At 62.3% G+C, this 22,382-nt stretch carries 3 protein-coding genes; all 3 read left to right on the plus strand.

Translation table 11 applies throughout. The features are described 5' to 3' along the window. Nucleotides 1-5,091, plus strand: a 5,091-nt coding sequence (locus AC1Q6C_RS32300) for an amino acid adenylation domain-containing protein (protein ID WP_492667059.1), incomplete at its 5' end; no start/stop codon positions are given. An 89-nt stretch (nucleotides 5,092-5,180) separates the two neighbouring features. Then, complete coding sequence (locus AC1Q6C_RS32305; protein WP_492667060.1) at nucleotides 5,181-18,863, plus strand: amino acid adenylation domain-containing protein; 13,683 nt, start codon at nucleotides 5,181-5,183, stop codon at nucleotides 18,861-18,863. A gap of 211 nt (nucleotides 18,864-19,074) precedes the next feature. Next, nucleotides 19,075-22,382: amino acid adenylation domain-containing protein (locus tag AC1Q6C_RS32310; protein ID WP_492667061.1), on the plus strand; the 3,308-nt coding region annotated here is incomplete at its 3' end.

Here is a 22,382-nt window from a genome sequence, read left to right on the forward strand (position 1 = left end):
GCGTTTGTGGGTGTGTTGGGTGTTGATCGGGTGGGGTTGGATGATGATTTCTTCGAGTTGGGTGGCAACTCCCTCATCGCGACTCGGGTTGTCATGCGCATCGCCGAAGAACTCGAGACGGCCGTACCGGTTCGCCTTCTGTTCGAAGCGTCCACCGTTCAGGAACTCGCCGCACGTCTCGAATCACACGTCGGTGAAGGAAGCCGCCTTGCGCTGACAGCTCAGGATCGACCGGAAGAGATTCCGCTTTCTCTTGCGCAGCAACGTATGTGGTTCCTCAACCGGTTCGACGGCTCCGCCGGTGCCTACAACATGCCGTTTGCTCTGCGACTGAGCGGTGAACTCGATCTGGGCGCGATGCGTGCGGCGATCGGCGACGTAGTAGGCCGTCATGAAACCCTGCGCACTGTGTATCCGGAAACCGATTCGGGACCGGTCCAGGTCATCGAACCGGTAGGACATACACCGGTGGAATTGGACGTCGAAAGCGTCACGGAAGCCGAGATTGTCGGCAAGCTGGTCGAATTGGCGTCGACGAGGTTCGACGTGACGGCCGAAATCCCGCTGCGGATTCGGTTGTTCCAGTTAGCCGAGAACGAGTACGTCCTTGCCGTGGTGGTGCACCACATCGCCGCGGACGGTTCCTCGACTACTCCGTTCGCCCGTGACCTCGTCATGGCCTACGCGGCCAGGGCACAGGGAACGGCGCCGGGTTGGGCTCCGCTGAATGTGCAGTACGCGGATTACAGCTTGTGGCAGCGTGAGGTACTGGGAAGCGAGGAAGACCCGGAATCAGTGTCGTCCGAGCAGATCGCCTACTGGAGCCAGGCTTTGGCCGGGTTGCCCGATCAGCTGGACCTGCCGACGGACCGTCTGCGTCCCGCCGCGCAGTCGTACCGTGGGGGTTACCTCCACTTCGAGATCGATGCAGCAGTGCATCAGGGCTTGGCATCACTGGCCCGTGAGCACGGAACAACCTTGTTCATGGTCACGCACGCGGCATTCGCGGTCCTGTTGGCGCGCCTTTCCGGCACCGACGACATCGCCGTTGGCACCCCGATCGCGGGCCGTGGCGAGCGTGCGCTCGACGATCTGATCGGCATGTTCGTCAATACTCTGGTATTTCGGACACACGTCGACGGTTCCGACAGCTTCACGGAACTGCTTGCCCGCGTGAGAGAGAACGACCTGCAGGCGTTTGCGCACGCCGACGTTCCGTTCGAGCGACTGGTCGAAGTTCTCAACCCGGCACGTTCGACCGCTCGGCACCCGCTCTACCAGGTGGGCTTCCTCTTCCAGAACATGGAACAGGCAAGCCTGGAACTGCCTGGTCTCACGGTGAAGGGCCTGGAGATCGACAACGGTGTCGCTCAGTTCGATCTGCAGTTGATCGTCGGTGACAACTACGACGAGCGTGGCGTTGCCTCCGGCATCTCGGCCGTATTCAGCTACGCGCACGACCTTTTCGACGAGTCGACAGTGCAGTCCTTCGCTGATCGGTTCAACACCGTTCTGGCAGCGGTGGTTGCCGATCCGTCGATCGTGGTCGGCGACATCGACGTGCTCGATCCGCGTGAGTCGAATCAGGTTCTGCAGGAATGGAATGCAACGGAGCAGGTACTCGACGCCGAGGCGACACTGGTCGATCTGTTCGATCAGCAGGTTGCCGCGCACGGTGATTCCGTCGCGTTGGTGCACGGGCTCGAATCGCTGACGTATGTGGAGTTCGACGACAAGGTCAACCGGCTCGCCCGTCACCTGATCGAACTGGGTGTCGGTCCGGAGTCGTTGGTGGCATTGGGAATGCGACGCTCCATCGACCTGGTGATCGGCATGTACGCCGTTGCCAAGGCAGGCGGCGGTTATGTTCCGATCGATCCGGATCATCCGGCCGATCGCACCGGGTACGTCCTCGAGATGGCCGCGCCGGTCTGCGTGCTCAGCAACGAGAACGACGCACCGTCGCTCGCGGGGATCGACAATGTTCTTCTCATCGACACCCTCGATCTGTCGCGCGTCTCCGGAGCGCCGGTGCGCGGCGACGAGCGGATCGCACCGCTTCGTTCGGCGAATACCGCGTACGTGATCTTCACGTCGGGATCGACCGGCAAGCCGAAGGGTGTGGCGCTGTCCCACGCCGCGATCGTCAATCAGCTTCTGTGGAAGCGTGATCGCTACGGTCTCGACCAGACCGACGCAATGTTGCTCAAGACTGCAGCGACGTTCGACCTCTCGGTCTGGGAGTTCTGGTCCGCGTTGACATCCGGGTCCCGCCTGGTCATCGCCGACCCGGACGGCCACAAGGACGCCGAGTACATGCTGGCGCTCATCGCTCAAGAGAAGGTGACGACGCTGCACGCGGTGCCGTCCATGCTCTCGATGCTGACGGCCGCAGCAGACGGCACTCTTCCGCAGTCGCTCGAGCGTGTCCTTGCCATCGGTGAGGCCTTGCCCGCGGCAACGGCGGCAGAGTTCCGCAAAATGTCCGACGCGGCACTCGTCAATCTGTACGGTCCGACCGAGGCTGCGGTGTCAGTGACCGCGCACGATGTGGACGAGAGCGACACCTCGTCGGTCTCGATCGGTGCCCCGGAATGGAATACGCAGGTCTACGTGCTCGACGAGCGACTGCATCCCGTTCCGGTCGGAGTTACCGGTGAGCTGTACCTGGCCGGAACCCAGTTGGCTCGCGGTTATCACGGCCGCGCCGACCTGACGTCGGAACGCTTTGTCGCCAACACCTTCGGAGAACCGGGCACACGTCTGTACCGCACCGGCGACCTCGTTGTCTGGCGCAGTGGCGGTGAACTCGAGTACGTCGATCGTGCCGACTTCCAGGTGAAGATCCGCGGCTACCGCATCGAACTCGGTGAGATCGAAGCTGTTATCAGAGCTGCTGAGTCCGTGGACGCCGCGGTTGTCGTCGCGAAAACCGATCCGCGACTGGGGGATCGACTGGTCGGGTACCTCGTTCCGCAGGCCGGAGCCACCGTCGACGTCGACAGCGTGAAGGCGGAACTCGTCCGCGAGTTGCCGAGTTACATGGTGCCGTCGGCGTTGATGGTGCTGAGCGAATTGCCGCTCAACATCAACGGCAAGATCGATCGAAAGGCGCTGCCGGAACCCGAATTCGAGGCAACGGAGTTCCGTGCCCCGAGCAATCCGGTCGAAGAGATCGTGGCCTCGGTGTTTGCCGAAGTCCTGGGCGTTCCACGAGTCGGGTTGGGCGACGACTTCTTCGATCTCGGCGGGAACTCGCTGATCGCCACACAGGTCGTGGCCAGGTTGGGTCAGGCACTTGACGCCCAGATTCCGGTGCGGATCATCTTCGAAGCGTCGACTGTCGGACTGCTGGCGTCGCGGGTGCTCGAACACGCCGGTTCAGGTTCGCGGGCACAGTTGGTGGCGCAGGAACGGCCGTCGCAGATTCCGTTGTCGCTCGCTCAGCAGCGGATGTGGGTTCTCAACCAGATAGACCGCAGGTCTGCCGCGTACAACATCCCGGTCGCGATCCGGATGTCCGGCGATCTCGACGTCGCAGCATTGCAGTCGGCCGTCTCCGACCTTGTTGCTCGCCACGAGATCCTGCGGACGTTCTATCCCGATCTCGGGGACGGCCCGACGCAGTCGATTCAGTCCAAGTCGGCAGCCGTTGTCGACATGGCCGTGCTGTATGTCGGCGAAGACACGATTGGGGCCGAGGTCGCGAAGGTCGTCGGTCAGGGCTTCGACGTCACTGCCGGTGTTCCGCTGCGCGTTCGCCTGTTCCAGATCACGCCCACCGAGCATGTCCTGATCGTCGTGGTCCACCACATCAGCGGCGACGCGTTCTCGATGGCACCGATGATCAGGGACACGATGGTCGCGTACACGGCGCGTACCGGGGGAGCGGCACCCGAATGGGCTCCGCTCGAAGTCCAGTACGCGGATTACACGTTGTGGCAGCGCGACGTTCTGGGTTCCGAGGACGATCCGGACAGTGAACTGTCGACGCAGCTTGCCTACTGGACGCAGGAACTTGCCGGCGTTCCCGAACTTCTGGAACTGCCGACGGACCGTCCGCGTCCACCAACGCAGTCGACGAAGGGCGCGGACTTCCTGTTCACGCTCGGCGCCGACTCCACGCGTCGAATCGCGGAGATTGCGCGTGAGCAGAACTCGACCGTGTTCATGGTCGTGCACGCCGCGTTCTCGGTGCTGCTGTCCAAGCTCAGCGGCTCGAACGACATCGCGATCGGTACACCGGTGGCGGGTCGCGGCGAGCGAGTCCTGGACGACCTGGTCGGTATGTTCGTCAACACGCTGGTGTTGCGCACGCAGGTGAAACCGGCAACCACGTTTGTCGACCTGCTGCAGCAAGTGAAGGAGAAGGACCTCGCGGCGTTCGGAAACGCAGACGTGCCCTTCGAGCGTCTGGTCGAGCAGGTCGGCCGTGAGCGCTCGCAGGCATACTCACCGCTGTTCCAGGTGATGCTCACGTTCCAGAACATGGCACTGGGTACGTTTGCGCTGCCAGGGCTCGAACTGTCGGCGGTGGACGACGGATTCGACTCGGCGATGTTCGACCTGCAGCTCACCGGTATCGAGGAGTTCGACGAGGGCGGTACGCTGTCCGATATCCGGATGCGATTCACCTATGCAACCGATCTGTACGACGCCGCAACCATGGAACTGTTCGCGGCCAGGTTGCGGGCCGTGGTCGACGCCGTTGCCGCAGATCCGACGGTGGTTCTGCGGACCATCGACATCGTGACGGACTTCGAACGCGCGCTGATCGAGGCAGCCGAGCCGAAGACCGCCGCCGATCTTCCGGACCTCGCATCAGCGGCCGCCGCAGCAGATCCGACGGCGGTTGCCTTCACGCACGGTGACACCGCGGTGACCTTCACACAGCTGGCCGAAAAACTGGCTGTGATGAAGCAGACGATGGGTGCGGCGCTCACTGCCGACGCATTGGTCTCGGTTTCGCTGAACGGTCTGGTTCCGGGCATTCTTCCGGCACTAGGCGCCGACGGTACTACCTCGCTCGTCCAGTCTTTGATAACTGACGCGCAGGCCACGCTGGGGAAGGGTTCCGGTACGGACGGGTAATATGCAGTATTTGCCCCATGGGCGTTGATCTGTACGACCAGTCGTGCGTTGGATCTGCGCCGTGCTGTCGTCAGTTGGAGGAAGTGTTGATGTCCGTCGGTATGCCGGGACCACAGTCGCTGACGATCGAGGAACTGCCGAGATTGATCGCTGCAGTAGCCGAGGCGGAGCCCGACCGGACAGCGCTTGTTCATGCAGACGCCGAGGTCACCTACGAACGGTTGCACTCGGAACTGACCACACTCGACTCCGCGATGGGTGGTGCGCTCGGCCCGGACGCACTTGTACCGGTCGTGATCTCCACGCTGCTGCCGGAGTTGCTCGCCACACGAGAGGGTGGCCTTGAATCCGTCGTCGGTGCGCTCATCGCCGACGCGACTTCCGTCGTTGCTTTCGAGGCTCCGTCGGTCGTCGAGTCGACTCTCGTAAGTCTGTTCGAGGAGCAGGTCGCGCGTACCCCCGATGCCGTCGCCCTTCGTTTCGGCTCCACGGCGTCGACCTACGCGGAATTCGATCGCCGGGTCAATCAGCTCGCCCGCGAGCTCGTCGCCCGTGGCGTCGGACCGGACACACTCGTCGGCCTGGGTATCCGTCGGTCCGTCGAACTGCTGGTTGCGATGTACGCGATCGTCAAGGCCGGTGGTGCGTACCTACCACTCGATCCCGACCATCCCGCTGAGCGTCTGGCGTATGTGATCGACGTCGCCGCGCCCGTCCTCGTGCTGACGACGTCAGTGGACGCGGTCGGCATTCCCGAAAACGTCGATGTACTGCGGATCGATGACATCGATGTCTCGGCGCACTCAGGCGCGCCGCTTGCCGACGGTGACCGGCTGTCACCGCTGCGCACCGACAATCTTGCGTACGTGATCTTCACGTCGGGTTCGACCGGCAGGCCAAAGGGCGTCGGTGTGTCACACGAGGCAATCGTCGCCAACCTCCGATGGAGGCAGAGCGAATATCCCTTCACCGACGAAGACGTCATCCTGCAGAAGACGCCGTTTACGTTCGACGTGTCGGTGTGGGAGTTCTTCTGGCCGTTGCAGGTCGGCGCTTGCCTCGTGATCGCGAAGCCGGACGGGCATCGTGATCCGGCCTACGTCGCAGCGACGATGATCGAGTACGGCGTCACCGTTGTACATTTTGTCCCCTCGATGCTCGCGGTCTTCGTCGCTGAACCGCGCGCTTCCGAGATCACCTCGCTACGTTACGTTTTTGCCTCGGGTGAAGCGCTTCCCGCCCAGACCGCCGCGCGGCTGCGCGACGTCAGCACCGCGGAACTGCACAATCTGTACGGACCGACCGAGGCAGCCGTCGACGTCACGTACTACGCAACCGGACCGCAGGACGAGGTCTCCATTCCGATCGGCCGTGCTGTCGCCGAAACAGAGCTACTCGTCCTCGACGACGCACTGCGTCCAGTACCTCCCGGCGTCCCCGGCGAGCTTTACCTCGCGGGGGTCCAGCTGGCCAGAGGGTATGTCTCCCGCCCCGATCTGACGGCGGATCGGTTCGTCGCGCATTCCACCTCGGACGGCGAGCGCATGTACCGAACCGGCGACCTGGTCCGATGGCGCGGTGCCGGCGCCGACCGCCTGCTCGAGTACCTCGGCCGCACCGACTTCCAGGTGAAGCTGCGGGGACTGCGCATCGAACTCGGCGAAATCGAATCAGCGCTACTCGACAACGATGCAATCGCACAGGCGGCCGTTCTCGTCCACTCCGATGCGGCTTTGGGCGACAATCTGGTGGCATACGTGGTTCCCGCATCGGGAGTTGTGCTCGACACCGACGCTCTTGCACGTGAATTGGGTGGACGCCTGCCGGACTACATGGTGCCGTCGCTGTTTGTCGAACTCGAGGCGTTTCCGCTCAATGCCAGTGGCAAGCTGGACCGCAAGGCGCTGCCGGCGCCCGAGTTCACAGCGCAGGTTGTCGAATACCGCGCACCGAGCACCCCGGTCGAGAAGACGTTGATAGCGATCTTTGCCGACTTGCTCGGCCGCGACGATCTCGGCATAGACGACGGGTTCTTCGACCTCGGGGGCAATTCACTGCTCGCGACGCGAGTGGTGGCGCGCGCGAACGCCGAACTCGGCGTGGAACTCGACATGCGAGCTTTCTTCGATGCTCCGACGGTATCCGAATTAGCTTCTCTCGTAGGCGATTCTGCTGGCCGCGGTGCGAAGGCTCCTCTCGTTGCACAGGAACGTCCCGACCGGATCCCGCTTTCGCTTGCGCAGCAGCGTATGTGGTTCCTCAACCGGTTCGATTCCACGTCAGCCGTCGATCACATTCCGGTGGCCCTACGCCTGAGCGGTGTCCTCGATGTCGCGGCACTACGCGGCGCGATCACCGATCTGGTCGAGCGCCATGAGAGCCTGCGAACCGTCTACCCCGAAATCGACGGTGTCGGATACCAGCAGGTTCTCGCCGCGTCGGACGTCGTGCTGGACGTGACACCGGTTGTAGTCCCGGAATCCGACCTGATCGACCGTGTCACTGCCGTTGTCACCGAGGGCTTCGACGTCACGGCGCAGGTTCCCTTGCGGGCCAGCCTGTTCCAGGTCGCAGACTCGGAATACGTCCTCGTCTTTGTGGTTCACCACATCAGTGGCGACGGTTTCTCGATGGGGCCGTTGGTCCGCGACGTTGTGAGTGCGTACGCAGCTCGATCGCAGGGTTCAGCGCCCGATTTTGCTCCTTTGGGGGTCCAGTACGCGGACTTCACGCTGTGGCAGCGGTCCGTTCTCGGCGACGAGAGCGACCCGAAATCGTTGATTTCGCGGCAGATCGACTACTGGACGCATCAGTTGGCAGGGATGCCGGAACTGCTCGAACTTCCGACAGATCGCCCGCGGCCTGCTGTAGCGACCAACCGTGGTGCGTCGCACCAGTTCTCGATCGAGAAGAACTTGCTCGTCCGGCTCGAATCGTTGGCGCAGCAACACAAGGCTTCGGTCTTCATGGTGCTGCACAGTGCCATTGCCCTCCTGCTTGCCCGGTTGTCCGCGACGTCGGATATCGCGATCGGTACGCCGGTCGCAGGTCGTGGCGATCGCGCTCTCGACGATGTGATCGGCATGTTCGTCAACACACTGGTCCTGCGCACCGAGATCGACTCCGCGAGTTCGTTCGCGGACGTGCTGAAAGCCGCTCGCGGTACCGATCTTGATGCCTTCGGCCATACGGACGTTCCGTTCGAGCGCCTTGTCGAGGTCCTCGATCCCGCCCGCTCCCAGGCGCACAACCCGCTCTTCCAGGTCATGCTGGCATTTCAAAACCTCGGCCAGAGTGAACAGGGCGCTGCCGAGATCGACGGGTTGACGGTTACGGGCGTCGAACCCGAATCCGCGGTGGCCAAGTTCGACCTCCAGTTCACCGTCTGGGAAGACCCCGAGCACGGCGGGCTGTCGATCATGATTGATTACGCCACAGATCTTTTCGACCCGTCGACCATCGAGTCTGTTGCCTCACGGTTGGCGGCGCTCCTCGCCGTCGTCGCGGAAAATCCGGCCATCGTGGTCGGTGACATCGACCTGCTCACCGTCGACGAGCGCGAATTGGTGATCGGCACCTGGAACGCCACGGACCACGAGGTGCCGGGCAAGACGCTGGTCGACATGTTTGTCGAACAAGCGCATCGGACTCCGGACGCCACGGCACTCGTCTACGAGGACGAGCTGCTGACCTATCGCGATTTCTCGGCGCGTGTGCATCGACTCGCCCGGATGCTGGTGACAATGGGCGTCGGACCTGACACCTTGGTGGGCTTGGCAATCAGGCGGTCCATCGACTTGGTTGTCGCGATGTACGCGGTGATCGAAGCAGGCGGGGCCTATCTGCCGGTCGATCCCGATCAGCCCGCCGATCGCAACGAGTACGTTCTGGGGACGGCCGGACCGGTGTGCGTGCTGACCACCGATCGTGACGGTTTCACAGCGGGCACCACGGTTGTCTCGTTGGATTCGCTGGATACTTCCCAGTTCTCGGACGCAGCGCTTGTCGATACCGATCGGCTGGCGCCGCTGCGGCAGGACAACATGGCGTACGTGATCTTTACTTCCGGTTCGACCGGTAAGCCGAAGGGTGTTGCGGTTTCGCATCGGGCGATTGTGAATCGTCTGGTGTGGATGCAGGGTGAGTACGGGCTGACCGGCGATGATGTGGTGTTGCAGAAGACGCCGTTCACGTTCGATGTGTCGGTGTGGGAGTTCTTCTGGCCGTTGCAGGTTGGTGCCCGACTAGCTGTTGCCGAACCAGACGGACACCGCGACCCCGCCTACCTCGCGTCCGCCATTTCCGACTACGGCGTCACCACCGCGCACTTTGTTCCGTCGATGCTCGACGTGTTTGTCGGAGAACCCTCGGTGGCGGCGTGTACTTCTTTGACCCGGGTATTCGCCTCCGGTGAGGCGTTGACACCACAGGTGGCGTCAACGCTGCGGACAGTTCTTCCCGCTGCGCGCTTGCATAACTTGTACGGTCCGACCGAGGTCGCGGTCGACGTGACGTACCACGAGGTCACCGAATCCGACGTCGCAAGTGTGCCGATCGGTGCGCCGGTGTGGAACACCCGGGCGCTGGTGCTCGACTCGCGGTTGAATCCGGTGCCGGTCGGAGTTGCGGGGGAGTTGTACCTCGCCGGTGTCCAGCTTGCACGCGGCTACCTAGCTCGGCCCGATCTGAGTGCCGACCGGTTTGTTGCGGATCCGTTCTCCGGTAACGGACAGCGACTTTATCGCACGGGTGACTTGGTGCGGTGGAACAGTTTTGGTGAGATTGAGTACATCGGTCGAACGGATTTCCAGGTCAAGCTGCGCGGACTGCGCATCGAACTCGGTGAAATCGAATCGGCTCTACGCGATCACCCTGCGGTATCCGCGGCGGTAGTACTGGTTCGCAGCGACCAGTTGGTGGCGTATCTGACGCCGGCAGATGGAGTCAGCCTCGACTGGGACGACATTGCCGAGGCGTTGTCGCAGCGGTTGCCCGCATACATGATTCCGGCCTCTCATGTTGTGCTCGGCAGCTTCCCGCTTGGCTCCTCGGGCAAGCTCGACCGTGCGCAGTTGCCGGATCCAGTGGCTCGTAGTGCCGAGTTCCAGGCGCCGGTCACGAGTGCCGAAATTGCTGTGGCTCAGGTCTTCTCGGACCTTCTGGCAGTCGAGAAGGTGGGATTGGGCGACAATTTCTTTGCCCTCGGGGGTAACTCCCTCATGGCTACTCAGGTTGTTGCGCGGCTGGGACAGAGGCTCGACACCACCGTCGGTGTGCGGACACTGTTCGACACACCGACCGTCGGGGCACTTGCTGCCCGTATCGACTCGGGGACAACCCCGGCGGCGCGGCCTCCGCTCACCGCGCAGGTCCGGCCGGAGCGTGTGCCGCTCTCGCTCGCGCAGCAACGCATGTGGTTCCTGAACCGCTTCGAACCGGGATCGAATGTCGACAACATCCCAGCCGCACTGCGATTGACCGGCACGCTCGATGTCGACGCGCTCGAGGACGCTCTCGACGATCTGGTGCGTCGTCACGAGAGCTTGCGAACTATTTACCCCGAGATCGACGGCGTCGGTTACCAGCAGGTTCTCGAACCCGCTCGTCTGATCAATCTTGCCCCGATCGACGTGGATGCCGATGATGTGGTGGCTCAGGTCGCCGATGTGGTGGCGCCCGGGTTCGACGTGACCACCGAAGTGCCCATTCGCGTTTCGCTCCTGCGGATCACTGATTCCGAGTTCGTTCTCGTATTTGTCGTCCATCACATAAGTGGTGACGGATTCTCGATGCTTCCATTGGTTCGGGACGTCGTCGCGGCATACGGTGCGCGATCGGCCGGAGCGGCGCCGCAGTGGGAACCACTTCCGGTGCAGTTTGCCGATTTTGCTTTGTGGCAGCGCGAAGTCCTGGGCAGCGAGAGCGATCCGGACTCGGTGATTTCCGGGCAGTTCGACTATTGGCGAACACAATTGGCCGGTGTTCCGGATCAACTCGAGCTGCCGACGGATCGGCCGCGGCCCCGAATTGCAACCAATCAGGGTGCCTACCACGACTTCTCCGTTGACGCGGATTTGCTCGAGCGCTTGAACGCGGTCGCCCAGGCATCGAACGCCTCGCTGTTCATGGTTGTGCATTCTGCGCTTGCGCTGCTGCTCGCAAAGCTGTCGAGTTCCACCGACATCGTGATCGGCACTCCCGTTGCCGGACGCGGTGAGCAAGTGCTCGACCACGTCATCGGAATGTTCGTCAACACGTTGGTACTGCGAACCGATATCGATCCGGCGTCGACGGTCGCCGACCTGATCCACCGCGCCCGTGAAACCGATCTCGGCGCATTCGATCACGCGGACGTTCCGTTCGAGAGCCTTGTCGAGATCATCAACCCCGAACGGTCACAGGCACGGAACCCGCTGTTCCAGGTCATGCTGACGATGCAGAACATTGGCGGCTCGAGTCCGGAGTCGGCAGCGATGAACGGTGTTGCGGTGTCCGCCGTGGACATCGAATCGCCCGTCGCGAAGTTCGATCTCCAACTGACGGTGAGTGAATCGCCACAGGGCGGCCTTCTTGCGCAGTTCAACTATGCAACAGACCTTTTCGACGCAGCAACCGTGGAACTGTTTGCGCAGCGTTATGTCACGATTCTGCGCGCCCTGGCGGATGATACTTCTGCTGTCATCGGCGACATCGACCTATCGAGTGCCGACGAGCGCCGGCGAGTGCTCGTCGAATGGAACTCGACCGAGCGTCGTGTTCCCGACTCCACCCTGGTAGATCTCTTCGAAGCCCAGGTGTCGGCAACACCGGATGCGCCGGCAATCACGTTCGACGCTACGACGCTGACATACGCGGAATTCGACGCCCGGATCAATCGTCTTGCACGCCATTTGATCTCGATCGGTGTCGGCCCCGATGCCATGGTGGGATTGTCGATGCGACGATCGCTCGACCTGCTGGTCGCGATGTACGCGATAGTGAAGTCAGGCGGCGCGTACGTTCCGATCGATCCGGATCAGCCGACCGAACGCAATGAGTACGTTCTTTCGACCGCTGTCCCGGTCTGTGTCCTCACCACTACGCTGGATCGATTCGAGACGTCGGTCTGTCCGGTTGTTCAGGTGGGCACGCTCGACCTGTCCACCCACTCGGACGCTGCGATCTCCGATGCGGATCGTCTATCTCCGTTGCGCAGTGACAACACGGCGTACGTGATCTTTACTTCCGGTTCGACCGGAAAGCCGAAGGGTGTTGCGGTTTCGCATCGGGCGATTGTGAATCGTCTGGTGTGGATGCAGGGCGAGTACGGGCTGACCGGCGATGATGTGGTGTTGCAGAAGACGCCGTTCACGTTCGATGTGTCGGTGTGGGAGTTCTTCTGGCCGTTGCAGGTTGGCGCTCGGTTGGTCGTTGCTGTAGTGGACGGACACCGGGAACCGGCATACCTCGCAGCTGCTATCGCGGAACACGGCGTCACCACTGTGCACTTCGTGCCCTCGATGCTCGAACTGTTTGTCGCAGAACCCGCAGTTCGCGGAGCGGATGCCCTGCGTCGGGTATTTGCCTCGGGCGAAGCACTGCCACCGCAGGTTGCGCAGGACCTGTGCACACTCCTTCCGCAGGCTCGACTGCACAATCTGTACGGGCCTACCGAAGCGGCAGTCGACGTCACATTCCACGAGGTCACGCCATCGGATTCCGAGATCGTCCCGATCGGATCGCCGGTCTGGAACACCCGTGTCCTGGTGTTGGATTCGCGTCTGCGCCCGGTGCCGGTGGGTGTCTCGGGTGAGCTGTACCTGGCGGGAATCCAGTTGGCGCGCGGCTACGTCGGTCGGCCGGACCTCACGGCAGATCGCTTTGTCGCAGATCCGTACGGACCTTCCGGCAGCCGCCTGTATCGCACGGGGGATTTGGTGCGGTGGAACAGCGTTGGTGAGGTCGAATACATCGGGCGGACCGACTTCCAGGTCAAACTCCGCGGATTGCGGATCGAACTGGGCGAGATCGAGGCAGCATTGCGCGATCAGCCGTCCGTTGCGTCGGCTGCGGTGGCAGTGCGCAACGAACAATTGGTTGCCTACGTTGTGGGACACGCTGGCGCAGTAGTGGACTGGGCATCGGTCGAGACAGCACTGGCCGCACGACTGCCCGGCTACATGGTCCCGACGGCGCACGTTGTGCTCGAGGCATTCCCGCTGGGCACGTCCGGCAAGCTGGATCGCAAGCAGTTGCCCGATCCTGTTGCTCAGATCGCTGCCTTCCGTGAGCCACGGAGTGTGGCGGAGCTTGCGGTCGCGCGGATTTTCTCCGACCTGCTCGGCATCGAGCAGGTTGGCCTCGACGACGATTTCTTCTCGCTCGGCGGCAACTCGCTCATCGCGACTCAGGTCGTTGCGCGACTCGGCGAGGCGCTCGACACGACGGTTCCTGTTCGCCTGCTGTTCGACGCGTCCAGTGTGGAATCCTTTGCCTCGCTTATCGACTCGCAATCCGGTAAGGGTGCCCGCCCGCCGCTGGTGGCGCAGGAACGACCGGATCGTGTTCCGCTGTCGATTGCGCAGCAACGCATGTGGTTCCTCAACCGGTTCGACGCGTCCTCGGGTGTGGACAACATTCCGGTGGCCATCAGGCTGACCGGAGAGCTGGACATTGCGGCGATGCAGGCTGCGCTGGTGGACGTGTTCGAACGTCATGAGATTCTGCGAACGGTGTATCCCGAGATCGACGGCGTCGGTTATCAGCAACTGGTGGATGTGGACCGGATGGTTCCGGATCTGACGCCGGTTCGCATTCACGAATCCGTGGTTATCGATCGAGTTGCAGGCGTGATCCTTCCCGGATTCGACGTCACCCACGAGGCGTCGGTTCGAGCGCGATTGTTCGATTTGAGCCAGTCCGAGTACGTCCTCGTTTTTGTGATCCATCACATCAGCGGTGACGGCTTCTCGATGGGCCCGCTGATCCGCGACTTCGTCTCCGCGTATGTTGCACGGTCGCAAGGGCAGTCGCCGCAGTGGCAACCATTGCCGGTGCAGTACGCCGACTTTGCGTTGTGGCAGCGGCAGATCCTCGGCAGCGAGGACGATCCCGAATCGGTTATCTCCGAGCAGGTCACGTACTGGCAGGAACGCTTGGCCGGCATTCCGGACCAGTTGGATCTGCCGACGGATCGTCCGCGGCCGCGCATCGAATCGCACCGCGGAGCCGGATACGATTTCTCGATCGATGCCGAGCTCCGGGCGGGTCTCGATCGAGTGGCCCGTGAGGTCAATGCATCGCTCTTCATGGTGGTGCACAGCGCCCTGGCGGTCGTGCTCGCGAGGTTGTCCGGGACATCGGACATCGTGATCGGTACCCCGGCCGCCGGCCGTGGTGAACGTGCTCTCGACGATCTGATCGGTATGTTCGTCAATACCCTGGTGCTTCGCGCCGAGGTCGACCCCGAAGCGTCGTTCGCAGACTTGGTCAGACATGTCCGGGAATCGGATCTCGGCGCGTTCTCGCACGCGGACGTCCCCTTCGAACGGCTCGTCGAGATTCTCAACCCCGAGCGATCTCAGGCCAGGCATGCGTTGTTCCAGGTCGGTCTGGCGTTCCAGAACCTGCAGCGATCGGTTCTGCAGTTGCAGGATCTGGACGTTGCCGACTTCGCGTTGCCGGACCTGCTGGCAAAGGTCGATCTGCAACTGACCTTGATCGAGTCCGAGCCGTCAGGCAACGGAGGACTGACCGCCCAGTTCACCTACGCGACCGACCTGTTCGACGAGTCGACAATCGCATCCCTCGCGAACCGATTCCTCCGCGTTCTGAATGCTGCAGTAGTCGACTCGACGCAGGTGGTCGGCGACATCGATATCATCGAAACATCCGAACACGCACAGATTCTCGACTGGTCACGGGGCAGTGACGATGGCCGGCTCGACGCGTCACCGATGATGCTGTTCGCACAGTACGTCGACACCGATCCGTCGGCGTGCGCAGCGGTTGCCGGTGACGTCGAATTGTCCTACGGGGACCTCGATGCACTGTCCTCGGTCGCGGCCGCTCAACTCGTCGTCGCCGGCGTCCGTCCGGACGACGTTGTCGGCTTGATCCTGCCGAGGTCCTGGCAGTGGGTCGTAGCGATGGTGGCTGTGTGGAAAGCCGGTGCCGGCTATCTTCCGATCGACCCTGCTCTTCCGGAAGAACGGGTGAGCGCACTGCTCTCCGATATCGCGGCACGGTGTGTGGTGGCGATCGAGACGCCCGACCTCGATCTCCCAGTGGTGCTCATCGGTGACGAACCCGTGGTCGCTGCCGACGCACCGTCGTGGATTGATCATTGGCGTGAGGACGGCGCGGATGCCCGAGTCGGCTACGTCATTTCCACGTCCGGTTCGACCGGGCGACCGAAGCCGACCGTCGTCCCGATGGCAGGTATAGCGAATACCGTTGCGTGGTATAACTCTTCGCTGCCGGCACGCGCCGGGGTGGCTGTGGCGTCGTCACCGAGTTTCGACCTCACGCAGAAGAACGTGTGGGGACCACTGACGAGTGGTGGAAGTGTGCACCTCGCACCCGCCGGCTTCGACCCGAGTGAGATCCTTCGTGTCATCGCAGACGAGCGAGTCACGACGGCGAATATGTCACCCAGTGCTTTCGACGCTCTGATCGATTCTGACGAAGACGACGTGCTGGCAAGCCTCGAGGTGGTGTTCCTCGGCGGAGAGCCGATACAGGTCAGCCGTCTGGGGCACCTGCTTTCGCGCGGAGTTCGAATCGTGAACAGCTACGGTCCCACCGAAGCGTCGGATGTGGTGTCGTTCCAACAGGCGACGGTTGCGGACACACTCGGTGTTCCGATCGGCTCACCGGTGCCGAACATCGATCTCTACGTGCTGGATTCACGATTGGGTCTTGTTCCGTCTGGAGTTGTCGGCGAGCTGTACGTCGGTGGTATCGGAGTCGGTCGTGGCTACGGCAACCGGTACGACCTGACGGCAGAACGGTTTGTTGCTAACCCCTTCGGAGTGGCCGGCGAGCGCATGTATCGAACCGGCGACCTCGTGCGCCGCAACACAGCCGGTGAGCTCGAGTACATCGGGCGCACGGACTTCCAGGTCAAGATCCGCGGTTTACGCATCGAGCTCGGTGAGATCGAATTCGCTTTGAACGCCGTGGATTCCGTCGGGACCGCCATCGTCACAGTCCACGCTGATTCGGCGGTGGGCGACCAGTTGGTTGCCTACGTCGTTGGCGTCCCAGGTGCTGTGATCGTTCCGGAAATCCTGCGGGACGCTGTAGCGCAGCGCTTGCCGGAGTACATGGTTCCGTCGGCGTTCATCGTCATGGACTCGGTGCCGCTCAACGCGAACGGAAAGATCGACCGTCGGAGCCTGCCCGACCCGGTGTTCGACACGGCGCCGTACCGAGAACCGCTCACCGTTGTCGAGAAGGCAGTTGCAGTTGTTTTTGCCGATCTTCTCGGCGTAGACCGAGTCGGACTCGACGACGATTTCTTTGCGCTCGGCGGAAACTCGCTTATCGCGACGCGGCTCGCGGCCCGTCTCGGTCAGACGCTCGATACCACTGTTCCGGTTCGGATGTTGTTCGACGCCACGACAGTCGAGGCACTGGCCCTTGCCATTGCGGCATCAGTCGGTTCGGGTCGACGAAAGTCACTCGAAGCCGCGGAACGCCCGGACCGGTTGCCACTGTCACTCGCGCAGCAGCGGATGTGGCTTGTCAACCAGATAGACACGGCCGCAGGGACGTACAACATTCCGATGGTGTTGCGGTTGACCGGCGACCTCGACGTCGACGCATTGCGGGCCGCTCTGCGCGATGTCACCGATCGGCACGAGTCGCTCCGGACGTTCTATCCGGCAGACGACAACGGACCAACACAACGGATTCTCGACGTCGACGATGCGCCGCAGTGCGCCGTCGCTGCCGTTGCGGACGCATCCGAGTTGTACTCGCGCGTCGCCGCTGTGATGTCGACGGGCTTCGACGTCTCCACAGAAGTACCTGTGCGGATGGAACTTCTGCACTGCGGGACCGGCGAGTACGTCTTTGCTCTTGTTGCACACCACATTGCCGCCGACGGTGAGTCGATGGCGCCGTTGGCGCGCGACATGATGATCGCGTACGAAGCCCGGACCAGAGGCAGCATTCCCGGGTGGAGTCCATTGACCGTGCAGTACGCGGACTTCGCGCTGTGGCAGCGTGACGTCGTGGGCACGGCCGACGAGGTCGGTAGTGTCGCTGCCGCTCAACTCGAGTACTGGCGGGGCAAGCTTGCTTCGCTTCCCGCGATGGCCGGATTTCCGACGGATCGCCCACGTCCGAGTGTGGTGTCACCGGCAGCGGGCGCCGTCGAGTTCACCGTCAGTGAGCAGATCCACGCCCGGTTGGTCGAGATCGCCCGCGAACGGAATGCGACTGCCTTCATGGCATTGCACGCCGCACTGGCCGTATTGGTTGCACGGGTCGGGGCAACCGACGACTTTGCGATCGGTACCGCAGTAGGTGGGCGAGGGGAGCGTGCGCTCGACGATCTGGTCGGAATGTTCGTGAACACGCTTGCCTTGCGGACTCAGGTAGATACTGCAGCAAGTTTCGACGATCTGGTTGTTGCCGTGCGCGACGTGGATCTGGAGGCCTTCGGGAAGTCCGACCTCCCGTTCGAGGAAGTATCCGAAGCGTTGGGTGCCTCGGCCGACGGACTCTTCCAGATCATCTTGTCGCTGGAACCCGCTGGCGGAGCCGAGTTCTCGCTGCCGGGCTTGACGATCAGCGGAGTCGATTCACCAGTGGCGACCACGAAGTTCGACATGCAACTGACGCTCGGTAGCGCCGCGGATGGATACGGACTCTCCGGCGTCTGGATCTACTCGACTGATCTGTTTGACCAGGGAACCGTCGAATCGTTCGTGGAGCGGTTTGTTCGCGTACTCGAACAGGTCACCGACAACCCATCGAGGCCGGTCGGCGACATCGAATTGCTCACCGCAGCAGAGAAAGACGAGGCTCTCAGCGCTGCAGTTCAGTCCATCGCTCCGAGCGGATCAGGTGCGGCGCTCCTGCCGCAACTGCTGGCGTCGATAGTCGAGGCTGACCCCGAAGCTCCCGCCGTTGTGGTCGGCGACGAGGAAATCGACTATGCCGCAGTCGATTCACGTTCCTCGCAGCTTGCGCGTCTGCTCATCGATGGTGGCGTCGGTCCAGGAGACTTCGTGAGCCTCTCCGGCGTATCGGGAGCAGGCGAAGTAGTGGCGTGCTGGGCAATTGTCAAGACCGGGGCAGCGATAACAGTCGGGCAGGCCGGAGAGGTTCCGGACTCTGTCGTGACGATCACGCCGGAAACACTCGACGCTGCGGTCGCACAACCCGCGCGTGCGATCAATTACACCGACCGCATTCGCCCGCTCACCGCGGACGACGTCGCCTTCCAGGTGTTCGGAGACGGAGCCTGGGAGCAGACGTACGGGGAACTCACCGCAACCCTGTCGACCTGGAGCGAGAAGTACGCGATTGATGTCGAGTCGCGAGTGCTGCAGACCGGCTCGATCGACGCGAGCGGACGGGTGCCCGCGATTCTGCTCGCTGCATCGGCGGGTGCTGCGTGGGTGGTGGCAGGTGGTGACATCGAATCGCTCGACGACCTGCTAGCCGACGAGTGGGTGACACACGCGGTGCTGTCGGTGGATGACGCTGCAAGCATCGATCGCAGCGAACTGCCGGATCTCGAACACGTTCTCGAGGAGCACAGCCCACAGTCGTGGTGACCTCACGCACCGCGAGTGGTGGAACTCATACCCACTCGCGGTACACGGCGCTCGGCAACTCCGTGGCTGTAACAATGGCACTCGGTTGCCGATGCATTGTGGGGAGCCGCAACGGGCGAGATGACCGTGAAAACAAGTATTACGCGAAGGTGAGTTGTCTGATGGCGCAAGGGGCCGACGTACACGCAGATCGATCATCGGACGTGATCGAATGAGCGCAGACGATCCGACCCCCGCAAAGACACGCGGAAGCCGCAAACCCCGTCCCACCCGTACTCGCCGCGTTCGAGTGCCCTTGCTGCCGCAGCTACTGGCGGCTGCCGTCGATATCGACCCAGGCGCCATCGCCATCCGCTTCGACGGTCGTTCCGTCACCTACGCCGAGCTGGATGCCGCGTCATCGCAGCTGGCGCGTCTCCTCATTGCTCACGGAGTGGGACCGGAAGATCGGGTAGCGATCTCCATCCCACGCTCCGTCGAGTCGGTGTGCGCACTGTGGGCCGTCGCGAAGGCCGGGGCCGCATTTGTATCGGTTGATCCCAACTACCCGGCCGACCGCGCCTTGCACATGCTTGTCGATTCCGGCGTCTCGATCGGCTTGACGGTAGGCGCTGTCGCCGACGGACTGCCGGCGAGTATTCAGTGGTGGGAACTCGACAACGCCGTGTTCCTGGCAAAGGCGGCCGAACTTCCTGCCGAACCGGTGTCGTACACCGAACGTGCCGGAACTTTGCGTGCGGAGCATCCCGCCTACGTGATCTACACCTCGGGTTCGACCGGTCGACCCAAGGGCGTTGTCGTCACGCATGGAGGCATTGCGAACCTGTGTGCCGAGCAGATCGAACGCTACGGTCTCACTTCTGCATCCCGAACCCTGCACTTTGCATCGCCCAGCTTCGATGCCTCCGTTCTGGAATTGCTCCTCGCATTCGGCACCGGTTCCACGATGGTGATCGCACGCCCCGATGTGTACGGCGGCGACGAGCTCGCCGAACTGCTCACCGAAGAAAAGATCACCCACGCGTTCATGACGCCTGCTGCACTGGGATCGCTCTCTGCGGAGGGTGATTTCGACACGCTTGACGTTGTTGTCGTGGGCGGCGAAGCATGTTCGCCCGCACTGGTGACTCAGTGGGCGCCCGGACGAAAATTCTTCAACGCGTACGGCCCCACCGAAACCACCGTCGTCGCATCGATTGCCGAACTGACGGTCGACAGTCCGGTCACGATCGGCGACCCGGTGCGCGGCGTCGGACTCTACGTTCTCGACTCCCGCCTGCAGCCGGTGGCGACCGGCACTGCCGGCGAATTGTATGTTTCCGGAACACATCTCGCCCGCGGGTACAACCAGCTACCCGCGACAACTGCGGCAAGTTTTGTGGCAAACCCGTTCGCGGACACGGGCGAACGTCTGTACCGCACCGGCGACACCGTTCGCTGGATCAAGGCCGGCGACGACCAACGCAGTCTCGAATACCTCGGCCGCGGTGACTCTCAGGTCAAGATTCGCGGATTTCGTATCGAACTCGGTGAGATCGACGCAGTTCTCGCCGCAGTTCCCGGTGTCGAATTTGTGGCGACACTTCCTCGGAGTGGGCCGACGGGTGAACCAGCATTGGTGTCGTATGTAAAGGCCGGGAACACGCTCGACGCTGAGGCATTGACAGTCCACGCACGCGGCGCACTGCCTCGGCACATGGTCCCGGCCGCAATGGTGATGCTCGAAGATATTCCGCTGACTCCGGTCGGCAAGCTCGACGTCGACGCATTGCCGGCGCCCACATTCGAATCGCGCTCGTACCAAGCGCCATCCACGCCTGCCCAGAAGCTTGTGGCCGACGCGATTGCCGATCTACTCGGCCTCGAACAGGTCGGCGCTTCGGATGATTTCTTCGAATTGGGTGGCAACTCCCTGATCGCGGCCAAGCTGGCCGGTCGTCTGGGCGCAGCGTTCGATACCCGCGTTCAGGTGAAGACTCTGTTCGAAGCGTCTACCGTCGAAGCGCTCGCCGCTCGCATCGAAGCCGAGACGGAAACGATCGGGCATGTGGCCTTGGCACCGATGGTTCGTCCTGATCGTGTGCCATTGTCTCTTGCGCAACAGCGTATGTGGTTCCTGAGTCGGTTCGACGCGGAATCTGCTGTGAACAATATTCCGATTGTTCTCCGCTTGTCCGGAGAACTTGACGTGAGTGCGCTTGCGCGCGCTGTTGAGGATGTTGTCGCTCGGCACGAGGTGCTGCGGACTGTGTATCCGGAGTTCGGCGGTATCGGCTATCAGGACGTTCTCGAAGTGTCCACGGCAGATATCGATCTGGATCCTCGGGATCTCGACGAGTCGGAGTTGCTTGCAGCTTTGGCGCCGCTGGTGACCGTTGGGTTCGACGTTTCCGTTGCAGTTCCACTTCGGGTGCGTCTGTTCCGTACCAGCCCAAGTGAATTCGTTCTCGCAATTGTGGTTCACCATATCTCTGCCGACGGTGTTTCGGTTGGTCCTCTGGTGCGTGATGTTGCATTGGCCTATCTTTCCCGGGCGCAGGGCAGCGCCCCGGCGTGGTCGCCGCTTGCGGTGCAATACGCAGATTTTGCGTTGTGGCAGCATGAGGTTTTGGGGGTCGATTCTGATCCGGCGTCGTTGATGTCGGAGCAATTGCGTTATTGGAGTGAGAATCTCGCGGGGTTGCCGGAGAAGATCGATCTGCCGTTCGATCGGAAGCGCCCGGCGGTTGCGTCGACGCGTGGCGCGGTGCATCGTTTCGATATCGACGGTGAGTTGCACAGGGCTCTGGAGCAATTGGCGTTGGATCGTGGTGTTTCGCTGTTCATGGTTGTGCATGCGGCCCTTGCGGTGCTGCTTGCGCGGATGGCGTCGACTGACGACGTGGTTATCGGTTCGCCGATTTCCGGTCGAGGGGAACCTGCGCTCGATGATCTGATCGGGATGTTTGTCAATACACTGGTGTTGCGTACGCCGGTGACGCCGAACATATCGTTTGCCGATCTTCTCGATCAGGTTCGTGAAACCGATTTGGGTGCATTTGCCAACGCGGACTTGCCTTTCGAGCGTTTGGTGGAGGTTCTCGATCCGGCCCGTTCGCAGGCGCATCATCCGTTGTTCCAGGTTGCGTTGTTCTTCCAGAACATGGCAGGTGACGCTCTGGAGTTGCCTGACCTGCGAGTCTCGGAGTTCGATGCGGGAATCGATATCGCAAAGTTCGACCTTCAGTTGACGGCGTCGCCGGTTGAAGACGAGGCCGGCGTCGGTACCGGCATGGTGATGTCGTGGCTCTACACCACAGATCTTTTCGACGCCGCTACTGTTGGCGGGCTAGCCGAGCGCCTGACTACCATTCTCCGTGCGATGGTCACGAATCCGGGAACTGCTGTCGGTGACGTGGAACTGTTGTCCACCAAGGAAACACAGAACATCATCGAAGACTTCAACGACACGTCTCGTCCGGTTGTGGGTGGGTTGTTGTTGGATGGTTTTGATTCTGTGGTGGGGGTTTGTTCGGGTTC

It is taken from the genome of Rhodococcus sp. MT28 (genome assembly GCF_058792695.1).